Raw genomic sequence first — 16,445 nt, 5'->3', positions numbered from 1 at the left:
CCGGGCCCGGTGGCCGCGCGGCGATAATCGCTGGCGGTCCTCACCTCGGCGGGCTTGGCTTGTCAGCCATGACGGAACGCATCGCTCTCGTGACCGGCGTCAGCCGGCGCGCCGGCATCGGCGCCGCGGTCGCCCGCGCCCTGGCCTCGGCAGGCCACCGGCTGCTGCTGACCGGCCTGCCCGACTACGACGACACGCAGCCCTACGGCGGCGACCCGGAGGGCGTGCCGGCGCTGCTCGCCGAGCTGGGCGACCGCGCGGCCCACATCCGGGCCGACCTGCTCGACCCGGCCGCACCGGCCGCCCTCGTCGGCGAGGCCGTCCACCGGTTCGGCCGCCTCGACACGGTGGTGGCGGCGCACACGTACTCGACGCAGACCCCGCTGGGCGGCCTCGACGCCACCGAGATCGACCGGCACCTGCTGGTCAACGTCCGGGCCACCCTGCTGCTGGCGGAGGCGTTCGCCGCCGGGTTCGCCGCCCGTAGCGACACCGACGGCGGCCGCCTGGTGCTCTTCTCCAGCGGGCAGCGGCTGGGCCCGATGCCCACCGAGCTCGCGTACGCGGCGAGCAAGGCGGCCCTGGAGAACCTGACCGTCCAGCTCAGCCCGCTGCTCATGCCGAAGGGCATCACGGTCAACTGCGTCAACCCCGGCCCCACCGACACCGGGTACGCCGAGCCCGGCGACCATGCTCTCGTGGCGCGGCTCTTCCCCAGCGGCCGCTGGGGGACCCCCGAGGACGCCGCCCGGCTCGTCCGCTTCCTGTGCTCCGCCGACGCCCGGTGGATCACCGGTCAGGTCATCGACTCCGAGGGTGGCTTCAACCGGCACCGGTGACCCCGCCCGCCGCTCGGGGTGCGGGCACCGGCCGGCGCGGTGCGGCGGGTCGGCCCCGGGGGCGATCAGTCCTGCGGCAGGCGGGGACGGGGCAACACGGCGCCCTCCGGCCGGGCCCTGACCGACGGCTGACCGCCGAGGTCGGCCGCGGCCGGCAACGACGGGTCGTCGGCGAGCCGGGCCAGCAACGCCGCCGTCTCCGTCGCCGGGAGCGCGGCGTCGAGCAGCCGGTCGATCACCGCGTCGTACCAGCCGAGGTCCGACGGGGAGACGAGCCGCACGTCGGTGGTCAGGGCTTCCAGCATCACCGTGCGCGGGTCGGCCGGGTCGGGGAACGAGTATCGGGTGAACGGGGTCAGCGGGTGCGCGCCGCCGGCCGTCACGCCGGGCGGGACCACCCGGATCGTCACGTTCGGCCGGCCCGCCAGGGTGACCAGGTGGCGCAGCTGCTCACGCCAGATGCCGTCGGGCACGCCGCCCGGATCACAGGCCGCTAGCTCCAGCAGCGCCGTGTAGCGGGGCGGCTCCGCCCGGTGCAGCACCTCCTGCCGGACCAGCCGGGCCCGCACGTCGGCCTCCACGTCCACGTCGGGATGCAGCAGCCGGGCGACCCCGAGCCGCAGCCGCGCGTACGCCGGGGTCTGCAACAGCCCGGGCACCACGGCGGGCTGGTATTCCACCACGGTGGCGGCCCCGGCCTCCAGCTCGGCGTAGGCGCGTTGCCGCTCCCCCATCCCGCCGAGCGTCTTCCACCAGCCGCGGCCCGTCGCCGCGTCCCGGGCGATGACGATCAGCGCGTCACGCTCGTCCGGCGCGACCCGGTAGACGTCCAGCAGGTCGAGCACGTCGGCGAGATCCGGCCGGCTCTGCCCCAGCTCGATGCGGGACAGCTTGGAGGTGGACGCCCAACCCAGCCGGTCACAGACCTGCTCCAGCGTCAGCTCCTCCCGCCTGCGTAGCTGGCGCAACTCGGCTCCGAGTCGCGCCCGTCGAATCACCGGACTCGTTGGCAACGGCATCCCCGCCTCCCCAGGACGGAGAGTACGCAGATCGATCACTCGCTGCAATACCTCGCTTGCTTACGGCAACGGAATCCGGGGCCCAGGAAGGGCCCGACGGTCACTTCACGCCGGCCGCGTCCATCCCCCGCAACTCCTTCTTGAGGTCGGCGACCTCGTCGCGGATCCGGGCGGCCAACTCGAACTGCAACTCCCGCGCGGCGGCCAGCATCTGGTCGTTGAGCTCCTGGATGAGCTGGGCCAGATCGGCCCGCGCCATCCCCTCCCGCGACGGACCGGCCGCGCCGGCCCGGCTGCGGCTGCGGGTCTCCTTGACCGGCGCCTTGCCCCGCGACAGCTGCCGCGCCGCGCCACCGACCCGGGAACTCTCGGTGTCCTCCGCCTCCCGGTAGATGTCGTCGAGAATGTCGTGGATCTTCTTGCGCAGCGGCTCGGGGCTGATCCCGTGCGCCTCGTTGTGGGCCACCTGCTTGGCCCGGCGCCGGTTGGTCTCGTCGATCGCCTCCGCCATCGACGGGGTGATCTTGTCGGCGTACATGTGCACCTGACCGGAGACGTTGCGGGCCGCCCGGCCGATGGTCTGGATCAGCGACCGGCCGCTGCGCAGGAAGCCCTCCTTGTCGGCGTCCAGGATCGCCACGAGGGACACCTCGGGCAGGTCCAGACCCTCGCGGAGCAGGTTGATGCCCACCAGCACGTCGTACTCGCCCTTGCGCAGCTCGCGCAGCAGCTCGACCCGGCGCAGCGTGTCGACCTCGGAGTGCAGATACCGCACCCGGATGCCGTTCTCCAGCAGGTAGTCGGAGAGGTCCTCGGCCATCTTCTTGGTCAGCGTGGTGACCAGGACCCGCTCGTCGCGCTCGGTGCGCAGCTTGATCTCGTGCATCAGGTCGTCGATCTGCCCCTTGGTGGGCTTCACCACCACCTCGGGGTCGATCAGACCCGTGGGGCGGATCACCTGCTCGACGAACTCGCCCTGGGCCTGCTCCAGCTCCCAGGAGCCGGGGGTGGCGGAGAGGAAGACCATCTGGCCCACCCGCTCCAGGAACTCGTCGAACCGCAGCGGCCGGTTGTCGGCGGCGCTGGGCAGCCGGAAGCCGTGGTCGATGAGCATCCGCTTGCGGGAGGCGTCGCCCTCGTACATGCCGCCGATCTGCGGGATCGTCACGTGCGACTCGTCGATGACGGTGAGGAAGTCGTCGGGGAAGTAGTCGAGCAGACAGTGCGGCGGGCTGCCGGGCAGCCGGCCGTCGATGTGCATCGAGTAGTTCTCGATGCCGGAGCAGAACCCGACCTGCCGCATCATCTCCAGGTCGTAGGTGGTGCGCATCCGCAGCCGCTGGGCCTCCAGCAGCTTGCCCTGCCGCTCCAGCTCCGCGAGGCGCTCGGCCAGCTCCGTTTCGATGTCGCGGGTGGCCCGCTCCATCCGCTCCGGCCCGGCGGCGTAGTGGGTGGCCGGGAAGATCATCAGGCTGTCGACCTCGCGGACCACGTCGCCGGTGAGCGGGTTGAGGTAGTAGAGCTTCTCCACCTCGTCGCCGAACAGCTCCACCCGCACGGCGAGCTCCTCGTAGGCCGGGATGATCTCCAGCGTGTCGCCGCGGACCCGGAACGTGCCCCGCTGGAACGCCATGTCGTTGCGGGTGTACTGGATGTCGACGAGGCGGCGCAGCAGCTGGTCGCGGTCGAGCTCCTGCCCGACGGCGACCCGGACGGCGCGGTCGAGGTATTCCTCCGGGGTGCCCAGACCGTAGATCGCCGAGACGGTGGCCACCACCACCACGTCCCGACGGGTCAGCAGCGACATGGTCGCCGAGTGCCGCAGCCGCTCGACCTCCTCGTTGATCGAGGAGTCCTTCTCGATGTAGGTGTCGGTCTGCGGGATGTAGGCCTCGGGCTGGTAGTAGTCGTAGTAGGAGACGAAGTATTCCACCGCGTTGTGCGGCAGCAGCTCGCCGAACTCCTTCGCCAGCTGCGCGCAGAGCGTCTTGTTGGGCGCCAGCACCAGGGTGGGCCGCTGCAACCGCTCGACGAGCCAGGCCGTGGTGGCGCTCTTGCCCGTGCCGGTCGCGCCGAGCAGCACGGTGTTGCGGTCGCCGCGCCGCACCCGGCGCTCCAGGTCGTCGATGGCGGCCGGCTGGTCGCCGGCCGGCTGGAACTCGCTGACGACCTGGAAACGGCCGTCGAGCCGGGGAATGTCGAGCGCCATGACCCCACCGTACGCCCGGGGTCCGACAAGGCGGGACGACTACCGTCGGTCCGTGATCGGCTTCGATATTCGCATTGTGTGGCGGATTTCACCGCGCTAGGGTATGGCCGTAGGCCGCTCGCGGCGGCCGTCCGGGCCGGCGGCTCGGCCCTCGACGGTCGACACGCCCCCGGCACAGGGGTCGCAGCACCCGGACATCACCGGCGTGCGCACCCGACGTGGTCGCGCACAGGCGCAGACCGGCCGCCGCGAGCGCCCCCAGCCGCCCGAGGCGCGCGTCACCTGTCCCGCACGCCACACGTTCATCCTCGCGTGGAGAACTCCCCCGGGCCGACACCCCGCCCCGCCCGGCCGATCCGGCCGACGCACCCGCTTGCCGAGGGCCCGGCCCGGCCCACGGCGACGCTCCCCCTCGTGGTCGCCCCCGCCCGGGGCCGGCGCGGCGACCGGGGGCCCGCAGCGCACCGCGCCCGGCCGGGCGGCGGACGCGGCGGCGCGGGCCGGGGCGGAGGCGGCAGCGGGGGCGGGCGCCGGCGCGCCGCCGTGGTCGCGCTGGGCGTGGTCGCCGCCGCTGCGGCGGCGGGCCTGGTCGTCGGGCTGCTCACCTGGGTGCCGGCGGCACCGGAGCCGTCCCGGCCGCTGACGCCGGCGGAGGCGGAGCGCCTCGCGGCCGTGCGGGTCACCAACCACCGGGACGTACGCTCCGGCGTGCGCCTGACCCTCGGCGAGGCCGGCGCCCGCACCGACGTCGTGGGCTGGGTCGACTGGTCCCGCCCGCTGGCCTACCTGGACGTGGGCGGGCCCGGCGCCGGCCCGGACCGAGGGCTCCTCCAGGCGACCCCCGAGCTGCTGCTGACCCGGCCCGACCCGACCGCGGTGCCCGCCCCCGCGTATCCGCCGCTGGTGCCGCCGACCGACGGCTGGCGGGTGGGCGACGCGGCCGCCGCCCGCTCCCTGCGTCCCGCGGTCGACCTGCTCTTCGCGCTCGCCGCGCCCCGACCCGAGCGGGCCGGGCGCTTCCCGGCCGACGACGCCCGGTGGCTGGCCCCGGCCGAGGCCGGCGGGCTGCCGGCGGACGTGTTCCGGTCCCGCCTGCCCGGCGATGCCGCCGGCAGAGCGCTTCCGGCCCCTGCGGGGCCGAGCGGCGGGGCCCGCCCCGGCGGCACGGCGAGCCGGAGCGCCCCGACCGGCCGGCCCGCCGCGGCAGGCCCGGAGGATCCCGCCGGGCCGCCCGGGTCGACGCCGCGCGAACCGGAGCCGAGCAGGTCGACGCCGGAGAGGGCGGCACCGGGTGCGCCGGCGACGCCGAGGCCAGCCAGGTCGGGGGCGAGCGCGTCGGCCCCGGGCACGGCGGCGCCGGCCGGCACCTGGTCCGCGCCCACGATCAGCCTGCCGACCGCGGTCCCGCCAGCCGGGCCGCCGCTCGACGGGGCCGCCCGCTGGTGGGTCGACCAGGACGCCCGGCTGCACCGGCTGGAGGGACGCCTGCGGGACGGCGCACCGGTGACGCTGGAGTTGCAGCGGGCCAACCGGCCGGTGCTGTGGCCGGTGGCCGCGCTCGGTGGCCGCGCGGGGCTGCCCCGGGCGCTCACCGGCCCCGAGGAGGACCGGCTGGCCCGGCTGGCGACCCGGATGCGGGCCCAGGGCGGTGCCGTCGCCACGCTCACCGCGCCCGTCGCCCCGGGCCGCGCCGTGGCCGGCACCGGCTGGCTCAGCTGGACGGCGCAGGCGGCGTACCTGTCGGTCGGCGGCACCGGCGCGTGGCCCGGCCGGACGCTACGCCGCTACGACGCCGCCGGGGTCTGGTCGGCCCCGGCGACCGGCGACCCGGCCGCCCCGCCGCCGCTGCCACCGCCGCGCACCGGGTACGCCTGGCAACACCGCCCACCCGACGCGGACGACGCGGACGACGCGGACGACGTCGACCTGCTGCTGGTCGCCGCGCTGCACGTCGGCGCGGCGACGGAGCGGACGGCCCGCCCGGCGACCCGGATCCGCGGGGACCGCCTCGCCGACCGGGCGGTCGACGTGATCGAGGTGGACGCGGAGCGCGGCACGCTGCGCTGCTGGATCGACCGGTCCGGGCTGCTGCGCCGGCTGGAGCTGCGCACCCGGCTCGGCACGTACGCCCAGCTCGACCTGGCGCCGGGCCCGGTGCCGGCGCTGCCGCCGGTGTCCCCGTCGCCGGCGAGGCCGCGCGCCCCACGCTGACGCCGCCGGAGCGGCGACACCGGCAGCGGGCTCAGGGTCGCCAGCCGGTGCGCGCGGCCCACTCCTCGGCGCGGTGGTGCTCCTCGTCGAACCACGGATCCCGGGCCGTGGTGTTGCGGGAGCCCCCGTCCGGCGCACTGGCCGCCAGGTCGCCCTTGAGCGTCAGGTACGCGGCCCGCCGGTCAGGGTCGGCGCGCAGGTGATCGCGCATCAGCAGCGCGTACCGCCAGCCGGGCGAGCCCTCCGGCCGCAGGTGCAGGCGCACCGGGCGGCCCGGGTCGGCGCTGCCGTGCAGCCGCTTCTCCCACCGATCGCTGCCCGCCGGGCGGGGGCTGTCCCACCACTGGCCGGGCATGCGCGGGAAACCGGCCGCGGCGAGGCGCTCGGCGAGGACGCCGTCGGCCTCCGCGAGGCTCGGCACGGTCACCTGGATGTCGATGACGTCCCGGGCGGCGAGGCCGGCGACGGCCGTCGAGCCGACGTGGTCGAGCCGCGGATCGGCCGGGGCGAGCACGTGCCGCAGCCGGGCGGCCAGCCGGGCGTACTGCTGCGGCCAGGTCGGATCGGGGCCGGTCAGGGCGGTCTCGTCGGATTCGGCCACCCGGCGGAGCCGGACGTTCTCCTCGTACGGCAGCAGCCGGTCACGCCACAGCCCGTCCACCTCGGCGTGCAGCTCGTCGAGGGTGCCGTCGTTGTGCAGCACCACGTCCGCGACCGCATCCCGGCGGGCGTCGTCGGCCTGCGCGGCGATCCGCCGCTCGGCCTCCGCCCGGCTCATCCCCCGGTCCCGCGCCAACCGGCCCAACCGGACGGCGACCTCCGTCTGCACCACGACCACCAGGTGGTACGTCGGAGCGAGCCCGACCTCGACCAGCAGCGGCACATCGTTGACCACGACGGCGTCGGGCGCCGCCGCGGCGGCCAGCTCGGCGGTCCGCGCGCGGACCCGGGGGTGGGTGATCGCCTCCAGCCGGCGGCGGGCCGCCTCGTCGGCGAAGACCAACCCGCCCAACGCGGCCCGGTCCAGGGCACCGTCGGGGCCGACGACGCGGTCACCGAAGGCGGCGACGATCTCCCTGAGCCCCTCGCTGCCCGGGGCGACCACCTCGCGGGCGATCCGGTCGGAGTCGATCACCACCGCGCCGAGCGCGGCCAGCCGCGCCGCGACGGCGCTCTTGCCGGAGCCGATCCCGCCGGTCAGTCCCACCATCAGCACCGCAACAGTCAACCGGATCGGCACCCGCACCGCCAAACCGGCCGGTGCCGGACCAACGGGCCGACTCCCGCCCGCCCGGACACTGAGCCGGTCGGGCACTGAGCCGCCCGCTCGGATCCTGGCCCGCCCGCTCGATGCCGGGCCGTTCGGGGCACCGGCCGACCAGCGTCGACTCTGGTCGGCGTCTCCTCTGGCGAAGGGTGGGCGCGGGTGGTGGGGCCGAAACGACGACGGGCCCCGCCCCTGCGGCCCGGTGGAAACCGGATCGCGGGGACAGGGCCCGTCGTCGTCAGCGGCGGCTCCGGCTCGGATGCGTCGTCGCACGCACCCGGCGGGGAGTCGTCACGGGGTCACTTGCCGCCGGCGAGCTTCTCCCGCAGCGCGGCGAGCGCCTCGTCGGTGGCCAGGGTGCCGGCCGGCTCCTCGGCCTGCCGGCTCGGGGCCGTGCTGGTCGAGGTGGTGGTGCCGCCGGTCGACACGGCCGGAGCCGGGTTGGCAGCGGCCTCGGCGTCGGCGGCCCGGGAGGTCTGCACCTGCTTGGTGTGGGCCTCCCAGCGCTGACGGGCCTCGGCGTACTGGTTCTCCCAGGTCTCGCGCTGCTTGTCGTACCCCTCGAGCCACTCGCCCGTCTCCGGGTCGAAGCCCTCCGGGTAGATGTAGTTGCCCTCGGCGTCGTACGTCGCGGCCATGCCGTAGAGGGTCGGGTCGAAGTGCTCCTCGCCCTCGACGAAGCCCTCGTTGGCCTGCTTGAGCGACAGCGAGATCCGGCGGCGCTCCAGGTCGATGTCGATGACCTTGACCATGACCTCGGAGCCGACCTGGACGACCTGCTCCGGGATCTCCACGTGGCGCTCGGCCAGCTCGGAGATGTGGACCAGGCCCTCGATGCCGTCGTCCACCCGGACGAAGGCGCCGAACGGCACCAGCTTGGTGACCTTACCCGGCACGATCTGCTGGATCGCGTGGGTGCGGGCGAACTGCCGCCACGGGTCCTCCTGGGTCGCCTTCAGCGACAGCGAGACCCGCTCGCGGTCCAGGTCGACGTCCAGGACCTCGACCTCGACCTCCTGGCCGACCTCGACGACCTCGGACGGGTGGTCGATGTGCTTCCAGGACAGCTCGGAGACGTGCACCAGGCCGTCCACGCCGCCCAGGTCGACGAACGCGCCGAAGTTGACGATCGAGGACACGACGCCCTTGCGGACCTGGCCCTTCTGCAGCTTGTTGAGGAACTCGGTGCGCACCTCGGACTGCGTCTGCTCCAGCCAGGCCCGGCGGGACAGGACCACGTTGTTGCGGTTCTTGTCCAGCTCGATGATCTTGGCCTCGAGCTCACGGCCGACGTACGGCTGCAGGTCACGCACCCGCCGCATCTCGACCAGGGACGCGGGCAGGAAGCCCCGCAGCCCGATGTCGAGGATGAGACCACCCTTGACCACCTCGATGACCGAGCCGCGGACGACGCCGTCCTCGTCCTTGATCTTCTCGATCGTGCCCCAGGCCCGCTCGTACTGCGCCCGCTTCTTGGAGAGGATCAGACGACCCTCCTTGTCCTCCTTCTGGAGGACCAGGGCCTCGATGTGGTCACCGACCGAGACGACCTCGGCGGGGTCCACGTCGTGCTTGATCGACAACTCCCGAGAGGGGATGACACCCTCGGTCTTGTAGCCGATGTCGAGCAGGACCTCGTCCCGATCGACCTTGACGACGGTGCCTTCGACAATGTCGCCGTCGTTGAAGTACTTGATGGTCTCGTCGATCGCGGCGAGGAAAGCCTCCTCGGAACCGAGATCGTCGTGGGTGACCCGGGTGGCGCTCGAGGGGGCCTCGATGCTGCTCGTCATGTGGGCGGTTGCTCCGGTCGGATGGGTTGTCACAGCAGGCTGGTGTCGCGGTGACCTGTTCGCGCCAGCGGATCCGTCGCCGGGCACACCGAAGATCACTAGTGAGGTCCTGATGTGGCTCCGTCTGGAACTCCGCGACCGCGCGCCTTCTCCCTGCCGAGGCACGCGACCCGCGAGCGCATCGTCTAGCCTACCGTGCGCATTACCACAGCGTGCAAGCCCCGGGAGAAGTGATCCAGCCCGCTTTCGCGACGGACTGCACCTTTCGTACCCGAAGCGGCGGTTTACGGGCGAGGGACCCGGCCTCTCCGCCGCCTGCCCCGCCCCCCACCGGGCGCCACGCCGGGCCCGCCCCACGCCGCGCCGGGCCGACGGTCGGGGTCGCCACTAGACTGCCGCGGTGACCGACGACCTGGCCGATCTCCCCGTGAGCGCGGAGCCCGACGCGGCGCCGGGGGTGCTGCGTCGGCCGGTGACCGACGCCGACGCCCGGCGGGCCAGTCGCGGCTGGTGGGACTCCGACGCCGACGACTACCAGGCGGAGCACGGCGCGTTCCTCGGCGACGTGGACTTCGTCTGGTGCCCCGAGGGGTTGCGCGAGGCCGACGCGCGGCTGCTCGGCGACCTCGCCGGGCGCCGGGTGCTGGAGGTGGGCGCGGGGGCGGCCGCCGCCGCCCGGTGGCTGGCCACCCAGGGGGCCCACCCGGTCGCCCTGGACCTCTCCGCCGGCATGCTGCGGCACGCGACGGACGCCGCCCGGCGCAGCGGCGTACGGATCCCGCTGGTGCAGGCCGACGCGCTCGCGTTGCCCTTCGCCGACGCGGCGTTCGACACCGCGTTCACGGCCTTCGGGGCGATCCCGTTCGTGGCCGACTCGGCGGCGGTGATGCGCGAGGTGTTCCGGGTGCTGCGCCCCGGGGGGCGCTGGGTGTTCTCGGTGACCCACCCGATGCGGTGGATCTTCCTGGACGACCCGGGGCAGGGCGGGCTCACCGCGGTGCACTCGTACTTCGACCGCTCCCCGTACGTGGAGCAGGACCGCACGGGCGCGGCGACGTACGTGGAGCAGCACCGCACCCTCGGCGACCGGATCAGGGAGCTGGTCGGCGCCGGGTTCCGGCTGGTGGACCTGGTGGAGCCGGAGTGGCCCGAGGGGCACGAGGGGATCTGGGGGCAGTGGAGCCCGCTGCGCGGCCGGCTCTTCCCCGGCACCGCCATCTTCGTCGCCGAGAAGCCGGCGGGCTGAGCCCTCGTCGGGGCCGACGCGTCGAGCCGCAGGACCGGCCGGCGGATCGCACCGTCGGTGCGACGTCCCGACCGACGGGCGGCGTTACGCTGACCGGGTGAGCGCCGAGCCGATCCCGACACCACCTGGCCCCTGGTGCCCGGACCCGATCCGGCAACAGCGTGCCGACTACACGCTGGAAGACCTGCCCCACCTGCCGGACGACGCCCCCCGCGTCGAACTCGTCGACGGAGTCCTCCGAGTGACACCCTTCCCCACTCTGGGCCACCAGGACATCTCCCTGTTCCTCGCCCGATGGTTCCTGCAGCACACCCCCGAGCACCTGCGGGTCACGCAGGCCGTCGGGGTCGCGCTCGACGCGAAGAACACCCGGCAGCCGGACGTGCTGCTGCGCCGCGCCGACGTACGCGCCGACCGGTCCCTGCTCCAGCCCGAGGACGTGGTCCTCGCGGTGGAGGTGGTGTCCCCCGGCACCCGGCGGATCGATCGTTTCGCCAAGCCCGCCGAGTACGCCGCCGCCGGCATCCCGTTCTACTGGCGCATCGAGCAGGACCCGGTGCACGTGTACGCGTACCGGCTCAGCGACCGGCTCAGCCTCGGCGGCGAGCGGCAGTACGAGCTGGTCGCCGACAGCGCGGAGCTGATCGCGCTGGCCGAGCCGTTCGAGATCAAGCTGCCGGTCGCCGAGCTCACCGGCTGACCCGGCCCGTTTCGCCGCACCCGCCCCGGGTAGCCAGGCCGCATGGCCGAGCAGAGGGAATTCCGCGCGGGCGACCACGTGTCCTGGGCCAGCCACAGCGGCCGGGCGTACGGGGTCGTCCGGGAGAAGCTCACCGAACGCACGCACGTGCGGGGGCGCGCCGTGAACGCGTCCCCCGAGCAGCCGCAGTACCGCATCCGCAACGACGACTCGGGGCGGGACGTCGCCCACCGGCCGGAGGTGCTGCGCCGTGAGCGGGAGTGAGGGGGACCGGCACGGAGAGACGTACCGGGAGTTCACCGAGGCGGTCAACATGCGGCCCGGCGAGCTGTCGGCATGGCTGGAGAGCGACGAGTCGAAGCACGTCGGCTGGCGGAAGAAGGGCACGGCCGGTGGGGAGTCGGTGGGACACTCGTCCGGCCGGCGGATCGTCGAGCTGCTGCGCCGCAAGCGCGCCGAGCTGACGGAGGCCGACTACCGGCACATGCGCAAGGTCGTCGGCTACGTGCACCGGCACCTGGCGCAGCGCCCCGCAGGCGACGTGCGGGACACGAAGTGGCGTTGGTCGCTGATGAACTGGGGCCACGACCCGCTCCGGTGAGCGGGCCGCGCCCACGGCTGCCACGACGCCCACGGCCGCCGTGACCCGCCCGTGTGCGGGCCCGCGCCCGACCGCCCCGGCAGGCGGCCCCACCCGGGCCCGACGCCGGTCAGTGGTCGGCGCTGTTCCAGTCCCGGCCCTCGCCGACGGAGACCTCCAGCGGCACCGACAGCGGGTACGCCCCGCCCATCTGGCCGCGCACCAGCGCCTCCAGGGCGTCGCGTTCGCCGGGGGCGACCTCGAAGACCAGCTCGTCGTGCACCTGGAGCAGCATCCGCGAGCGCAGCCCGGCCTCGCGCAGGCCGGCGTCGACGCGCAGCATGGCGACCTTGATGATGTCGGCCGCCGAGCCCTGGATGGGGGCGTTGAGCGCCATCCGCTCGGCCATGTCCCGCCGCTGCCGGTTGTCGCTGACCAGGTCGGGCAGGTAGCGGCGGCGGCCCAGGATGGTGGAGGTGTAGCCGTCGTGCCGGGCCCGGGCCACCACCTCCTGGAGGTAGTCGCGGACCCCGCCGAACCCGGCGAAGTAGTTGTCCATCAGCCCGCGCGCCTCCTCGGCGGTGATGCCGAGCTGCTGGGACAGGCCGAACGCGCTCAGCCCGTACGCCAGGCCGTAGTTCATCGCCTTGATCTTGCGCCGCTGGTCGGCGGTGACCTCGGCGACCGGCACCGCGAACACCGACGAGGCGGTGGCCGCGTGGAAGTCGTGGCCGGAGTTGAACGCCTCGATCAGCTTGGCGTCCGACGACAGGTGCGCCATGATCCGCATCTCGATCTGGCTGTAGTCGGCGGTGAGCAGGCACTCGAAGCCCTCCCCCACGACGAACGCGCGGCGGATCCGCCGGCCCTCCTCGGTGCGGATCGGGATGTTCTGCAGGTTGGGGTCGGTGGAGGAGAGCCGGCCGGTGGCCGCCACGGTCTGCTTGAACGTGGTGTGGATGCGGCCGTCCTCGGAGACCGACTTGAGCAGGCCGTCGACGGTCGTCTTCAGCTTCGCCACGTCCCGGTGGCGCAGCAGGTGCTCCAGCACGGGCAGCGGGTTCTGCGCGTAGAGCCACTGCAGGGCGTCGGCGTCGGTGGTGTAGCCGGTCTTGATCTTCTTGGTCTTCGGCAGCCCCAGCTCGCCGAAGAGCAGCTCCTGGAGCTGCTTGGGCGAGCCCAGGTTGAACTCCCGCCCGACGGCGGCGTACGCGCCCTGAGCGGCGGACTTCACCTCGCCCGCGAAGTGCGCCTCCAGCTCGTGCAGGTAGTCCAGGTCGGCGGCGATGCCGACCCGCTGCAGCGCGGCGAGCACCTCCGCCAGCGGCAGCTCCACCTCCGCCATCAGCCGGGCGGACTGCTCGCCGTCGCGGGACAGCTCGGCGTCGATCGCGTCGGCCAGGTCGAGGGTGGCCCGGGCCTGGAGCATCAGGTTCTGCTCGGCCTCGCCGTCGTCGCCGAGCCCCTCGAAGGTGAGCTGCCCGGTCTCGGGGGCGTCGACCCGCAGCTCGCGGTGCAGGTAGCGCAGCGCCAGGTCGGTCAGGTCGTAGGAGCGCTGGTCGGGGCGGGCCAGGTAGGCGGCCAGCTCGGTGTCCCGGGCGACGCCGGCCAGGGACCAGCCCCGGGCGGCGAACGCCAGCCGGGCGTGCTTGCTGTCGTGCAGGACCTTCGGCCGGGCCGGGTCGGCCAGCCAGGCCGCGAGGGCCCGCTCGTCGGCCTCGGCCAGCGCCGTCGGGTCGAGCCACGCCGCCGGGCCGGTGGCCAGCGCGAGGGCCAGGGCGTCGAGCTGCGGCTCGTAGCGCTCGCGGGGGGCGGTCGGCTTGGCCGGGGTCTTCACCGCCACGCCGACCTGGGTGCCGGCGGGGGCGTGTGCCTCCAGCCAGGCGACCACCGCCCCGGGCTCGGTGAGCCGCTCGGCGGCCAGGTCGAACCCGGCCTCGGCCTCCGGCTCGACGGCCTCCAGGTACTGGTAGAGGCGGTCGCGCAGGATGCGGAACTCCAGGGTGTCGAAGACCTGGTGCACGGCCTCGCGGTCCCAGCCGGCCCAGCGGGCGTCCTCGGGGCGGACCGGCAGCTCCAGGTCGGAGACCAGGCAGTTGATCTCGTAGTTGCGGATCACGTCGGCGAGCCGCTCGCGCAGGCTGTCGCCGGCCTTGCCCTTGATCTCGTCGGCGCGGGCCACCACGCCGTCGAGCCCGTCGTAGAGGTTGATCCACTTAGCGGCGGTCTTCGGGCCGACCCCCGGCACGCCGGGCAGGTTGTCGCTGGTCTCGCCGACCAGCGCCGCCAGGTCGCGGTAGCGCTGCGGGCCCACGCCGTACTTCGCCTCGATCGCGGCGGCGTCCATCCGGGCCAGGTCGGAGACGCCCTTGCGCGGGTAGAGCACGGTGATGTGGTCGTCGACGAGTTGGAAGGCGTCCCGGTCGCCGCTGGAGATCAGCACCGACATGCCCTGGTCGCGGGCCTGGCAGGCGAGGGTGGCGATGACGTCGTCGGCCTCGTAGCCCTCCTTCTCCACCACCGGGATGCGCAGCGCCGCGAGGACCTCCTTGACGAGGCTGACCTGGCCCTTGAAGTCGGCCGGGGTCTCGCTGCGGCCCGCCTTGTATTCCGCGTATTTCTCCGTGCGGAAGGACTGCCGGGAGACGTCGAAGGCCACGACGATGTGGGTGGGCTGCTCGTCGCGCAGCACGTTGATCAGCATCGAGGTGAAGCCGTAGACGGCGTTTGTCGGCTGCCCCGTCGTGGTGGAGAAGTTCTCCACCGGCAGGGCGAAGAACGCCCGGTATGCCATGGAGTGTCCGTCGACGAGGAGCAGGCGCGGCGTCGTAGCTGTCACGGCAGCGACTCTAGCCCGTACGGCTGACATCCCCGCCGCGCGGCACACGACGACGACAGCCCCGGCACGGCCGGCAACGCCGACGGCCGGCCGCCCGCGAGGGGGACGACCGGCCGCCGGCGGCGCGGGTCAGGCCACGCCGAGGTACGCCTCCTTGACCGCCGGGTCGTGCAGCAGCTCCTGGCCGGTGCCCTCCTTGACGATCCGGCCGGTCTCCAGCACGTAGCCCCGGTGGGCGCGGGACAGCGCCTGCTGGGCGTTCTGCTCCACCAGCAGGATCGTGGTGCCCTGCTCGTTGATCCGGGTGATGATCTCGAAGATCTGCTGGATCAGCTTCGGCGCGAGCCCCATCGACGGCTCGTCGAGCAGCAGCAGCCGGGGCCGGGCCATCAGCGCCCGCCCCACGGCGAGCATCTGCTGCTCGCCGCCGGACAGGGTGCCGCCGGCCTGCTTGCGCCGCTCGGCCAGCCGGGGGAACAGGTCCAGCACCATGGCCATGTCCTTGGCGATCTCCGCCTTGTCCCGGCGGGTGTACGCCCCCATCTCCAGGTTCTCCAGCACCGTCATCCCCGGGAACACGCCCCGGCCCTCCGGCGCCTGCCCGATGCCCCGGGTGACCCGCAGGTCAGCCCGCATCCGGGTGACGTCGGTGCCGTCGAAGACGATCGAGCCCTGGGCCACCGGGCGCAGCCCGGAGATCGCCCGCATCGTGGTCGTCTTGCCGGCGCCGTTGGCGCCGATGAGCGCCACCACCTCGCCCTCGTTGACCACCAGGCTGATCCCGTGCAGGGCCTGGATGCGGCCGTAGAGCAGGGTCAGGTCCTTGATCTCAAGCAGCATCGGTCGGCACCCCCAGGTACGCGGCGATCACCTTCGGGTCGTCCCGGACCTCGGCCGGCAGCCCCTCGGCGATCTTCTTGCCGAACTCCAGCACGACGATCCGGTCGGTCACGCCCATCACCAGCCGCATGTCGTGCTCGATCAGCAGCACGGTCGTGCCCTTGTCCCGGATCTCGCGGATCAGGCCGAGCAGTTCCTCCTTCTCCGCCGGGGTGAAGCCGGCGGCCGGCTCGTCCAGGCAGAGCAGGGCCGGGTCGGTGGCCAGCGCGCGGGCGATCTCCAGGCGGCGCTGCTCGCCGTACGACAGGTTGCGGGCCAGGTCGTTCGCGCGCCGCTCGATGCCGACGAACCGCAGCAGCTCGCGCGCCTTCTCCCGGCCCTCCCGCTCCTCCCGGAAGTGCCGCGGCAGCCGCAGCATGGCCGAGATGACGCTGGTCTTGTGGTGGACGTCCGCGCCCACCATGACGTTCTCCAGCGCCGTCATCTCGGGGAAGAGCCGGATGTTCTGGAACGTCCGGGCGATGCCGGCCTTGGTGATCCACGACCGCCGCTTGCCGTTGGTGCGCTGCCCCTTGAACCGGATCTCGCCCTCGGTGGGCCGGTAGACGCCCGTCATCGCGTTGAAGCAGGTCGTCTTGCCGGCGCCGTTCGGGCCGATCAGGCCGAGGATCTCCCCCTTGTAGAGGGTGAAGTTGACCTTGTCGAGGGCGACCACGCCACCGAAGCGCAGCGTCACGTCATCGACCTCCAGCAGCGGTTCCCGCCCCGCCGCGTCGGGCCCGGCCGGGGTGGCCGCCGTCGGCGCGCCGGAGCCGGGCTCCGGTGGCACGCCGACCGTGCTGCGGCCGTCGGCGGTGATGTCGCGGTCGCTGCTCGCGTCGCGCTCGCTCTTCATCTGCGGA

12 protein-coding genes and 1 pseudogene are annotated in these 16,445 nt (G+C 73.8%); 6 read left to right on the top strand and 7 right to left on the bottom strand.

Annotated features, from left to right (window positions below; genetic code table 11):
• The first annotated feature begins 68 nt into the window (after positions 1-68).
• Positions 69-839 carry an SDR family oxidoreductase gene (locus ACVMYR_RS17765; RefSeq protein ID WP_457122242.1) on the top strand — a complete coding sequence of 257 codons (771 nt, stop codon included), beginning with the start codon at positions 69-71 and terminating at the stop codon, positions 837-839.
• A 65-nt stretch (positions 840-904) separates the two neighbouring features.
• On the opposite strand, the gene ACVMYR_RS17760 is transcribed toward ACVMYR_RS17765, so the two are convergent.
• Together ACVMYR_RS17760 and uvrB are read right to left on the bottom strand one after the other, a co-directional pair.
• Positions 905-1,858: a helix-turn-helix domain-containing protein gene (locus ACVMYR_RS17760; protein ID WP_396787903.1), complete on the bottom strand. Its 954-nt coding sequence runs from the start codon at positions 1,856-1,858 to the stop codon at positions 905-907.
• A gap of 100 nt (positions 1,859-1,958) precedes the next feature.
• Entirely contained in the window at positions 1,959-4,067 is a 2,109-nt protein-coding gene (gene uvrB, locus ACVMYR_RS17755; RefSeq protein ID WP_077939133.1) for an excinuclease ABC subunit UvrB, read from the bottom strand.
• A 312-nt stretch (positions 4,068-4,379) separates the two neighbouring features.
• On the opposite strand from uvrB, the gene ACVMYR_RS17750 reads away from it, so the two are divergent.
• Positions 4,380-6,278, top strand: a complete 1,899-nt coding sequence (locus ACVMYR_RS17750; protein WP_457122241.1) for a hypothetical protein — start codon at positions 4,380-4,382, stop codon at positions 6,276-6,278.
• A 31-nt stretch (positions 6,279-6,309) separates the two neighbouring features.
• Here the strand turns inward: ACVMYR_RS17750 and coaE are convergent, their stop codons facing one another.
• Together coaE and rpsA are read right to left on the bottom strand one after the other, a co-directional pair.
• Entirely contained in the window at positions 6,310-7,494 is a 1,185-nt protein-coding gene (coaE, locus tag ACVMYR_RS17745) for a dephospho-CoA kinase (protein ID WP_457122240.1), read from the bottom strand.
• A 350-nt stretch (positions 7,495-7,844) separates the two neighbouring features.
• Entirely contained in the window at positions 7,845-9,338 is a 1,494-nt protein-coding gene (gene rpsA / locus ACVMYR_RS17740; protein WP_043967455.1) for a 30S ribosomal protein S1, read from the bottom strand.
• Positions 9,339-9,765: 427 nt separating this feature from the next.
• Here rpsA and ACVMYR_RS17735 point away from each other — a divergent pair, with 427 nt between their 5' ends.
• The 4 genes and pseudogenes from ACVMYR_RS17735 to ACVMYR_RS17720 all read left to right on the top strand — a co-directional run.
• Positions 9,766-10,584, top strand: coding sequence for a class I SAM-dependent methyltransferase (locus ACVMYR_RS17735; RefSeq protein WP_396788085.1), 819 nt, complete (start codon positions 9,766-9,768; stop codon positions 10,582-10,584).
• 97 nt (positions 10,585-10,681) lie between these two features.
• Positions 10,682-11,284, top strand: a complete 603-nt coding sequence (locus ACVMYR_RS17730) for a Uma2 family endonuclease (protein ID WP_457122239.1) — start codon at positions 10,682-10,684, stop codon at positions 11,282-11,284.
• 42 nt (positions 11,285-11,326) lie between these two features.
• Positions 11,327-11,548, top strand: a complete 222-nt coding sequence (locus tag ACVMYR_RS17725; RefSeq protein WP_077939128.1) for a hypervirulence associated TUDOR domain-containing protein — start codon at positions 11,327-11,329, stop codon at positions 11,546-11,548.
• Positions 11,535-11,882, top strand: a pseudogene (locus ACVMYR_RS17720) (DUF3140 domain-containing protein); the annotation flags it as partial. The gene ACVMYR_RS17725 and the pseudogene ACVMYR_RS17720, both read left to right, overlap by 14 nt.
• A 112-nt stretch (positions 11,883-11,994) precedes the next feature.
• Here the strand turns inward: ACVMYR_RS17720 and polA are convergent.
• From polA to ACVMYR_RS17705, 3 genes are all read right to left on the bottom strand, one after another.
• Entirely contained in the window at positions 11,995-14,703 is a 2,709-nt protein-coding gene (gene polA, locus ACVMYR_RS17715; RefSeq protein ID WP_457122238.1) for a DNA polymerase I, read from the bottom strand.
• A 129-nt stretch (positions 14,704-14,832) separates the two neighbouring features.
• Positions 14,833-15,543 carry an ABC transporter ATP-binding protein gene (locus tag ACVMYR_RS17710; protein WP_043967447.1) on the bottom strand — a complete coding sequence of 237 codons (711 nt, stop codon included), beginning with the start codon at positions 15,541-15,543 and terminating at the stop codon, positions 14,833-14,835.
• Positions 15,533-16,438, bottom strand: a complete 906-nt coding sequence (locus ACVMYR_RS17705; protein WP_377536953.1) for an ABC transporter ATP-binding protein — start codon at positions 16,436-16,438, stop codon at positions 15,533-15,535. The genes ACVMYR_RS17710 and ACVMYR_RS17705 overlap by 11 nt, the downstream gene beginning before the upstream one ends.
• Positions 16,439-16,445: the final 7 nt, after the last annotated feature.

The sequence above is a fragment of the Micromonospora sp. PTRAS2 genome (assembly GCF_054052245.1).
The sequence above is the reverse complement of the archived record's forward strand: the minus strand, read 5'-3'. Positions and strand labels throughout refer to the sequence as shown.

Coding starts and splice junctions, on each gene's coding strand:
- ACVMYR_RS17765 (WP_457122242.1), top strand. CDS start 69: ATGACGGAACGCATCGCTCTCGTGACCGGCGTCAGCCGGCGCGCCGGC.
- ACVMYR_RS17760 (WP_396787903.1), bottom strand. CDS start 1,858: ATGCCGTTGCCAACGAGTCCGGTGATTCGACGGGCGCGACTCGGAGCC.
- uvrB (WP_077939133.1), bottom strand. CDS start 4,067: ATGGCGCTCGACATTCCCCGGCTCGACGGCCGTTTCCAGGTCGTCAGC.
- rpsA (WP_043967455.1), bottom strand. CDS start 9,338: ATGACGAGCAGCATCGAGGCCCCCTCGAGCGCCACCCGGGTCACCCAC.
- ACVMYR_RS17725 (WP_077939128.1), top strand. CDS start 11,327: ATGGCCGAGCAGAGGGAATTCCGCGCGGGCGACCACGTGTCCTGGGCC.
- ACVMYR_RS17710 (WP_043967447.1), bottom strand. CDS start 15,543: ATGCTGCTTGAGATCAAGGACCTGACCCTGCTCTACGGCCGCATCCAG.
- ACVMYR_RS17705 (WP_377536953.1), bottom strand. CDS start 16,438: ATGAAGAGCGAGCGCGACGCGAGCAGCGACCGCGACATCACCGCCGAC.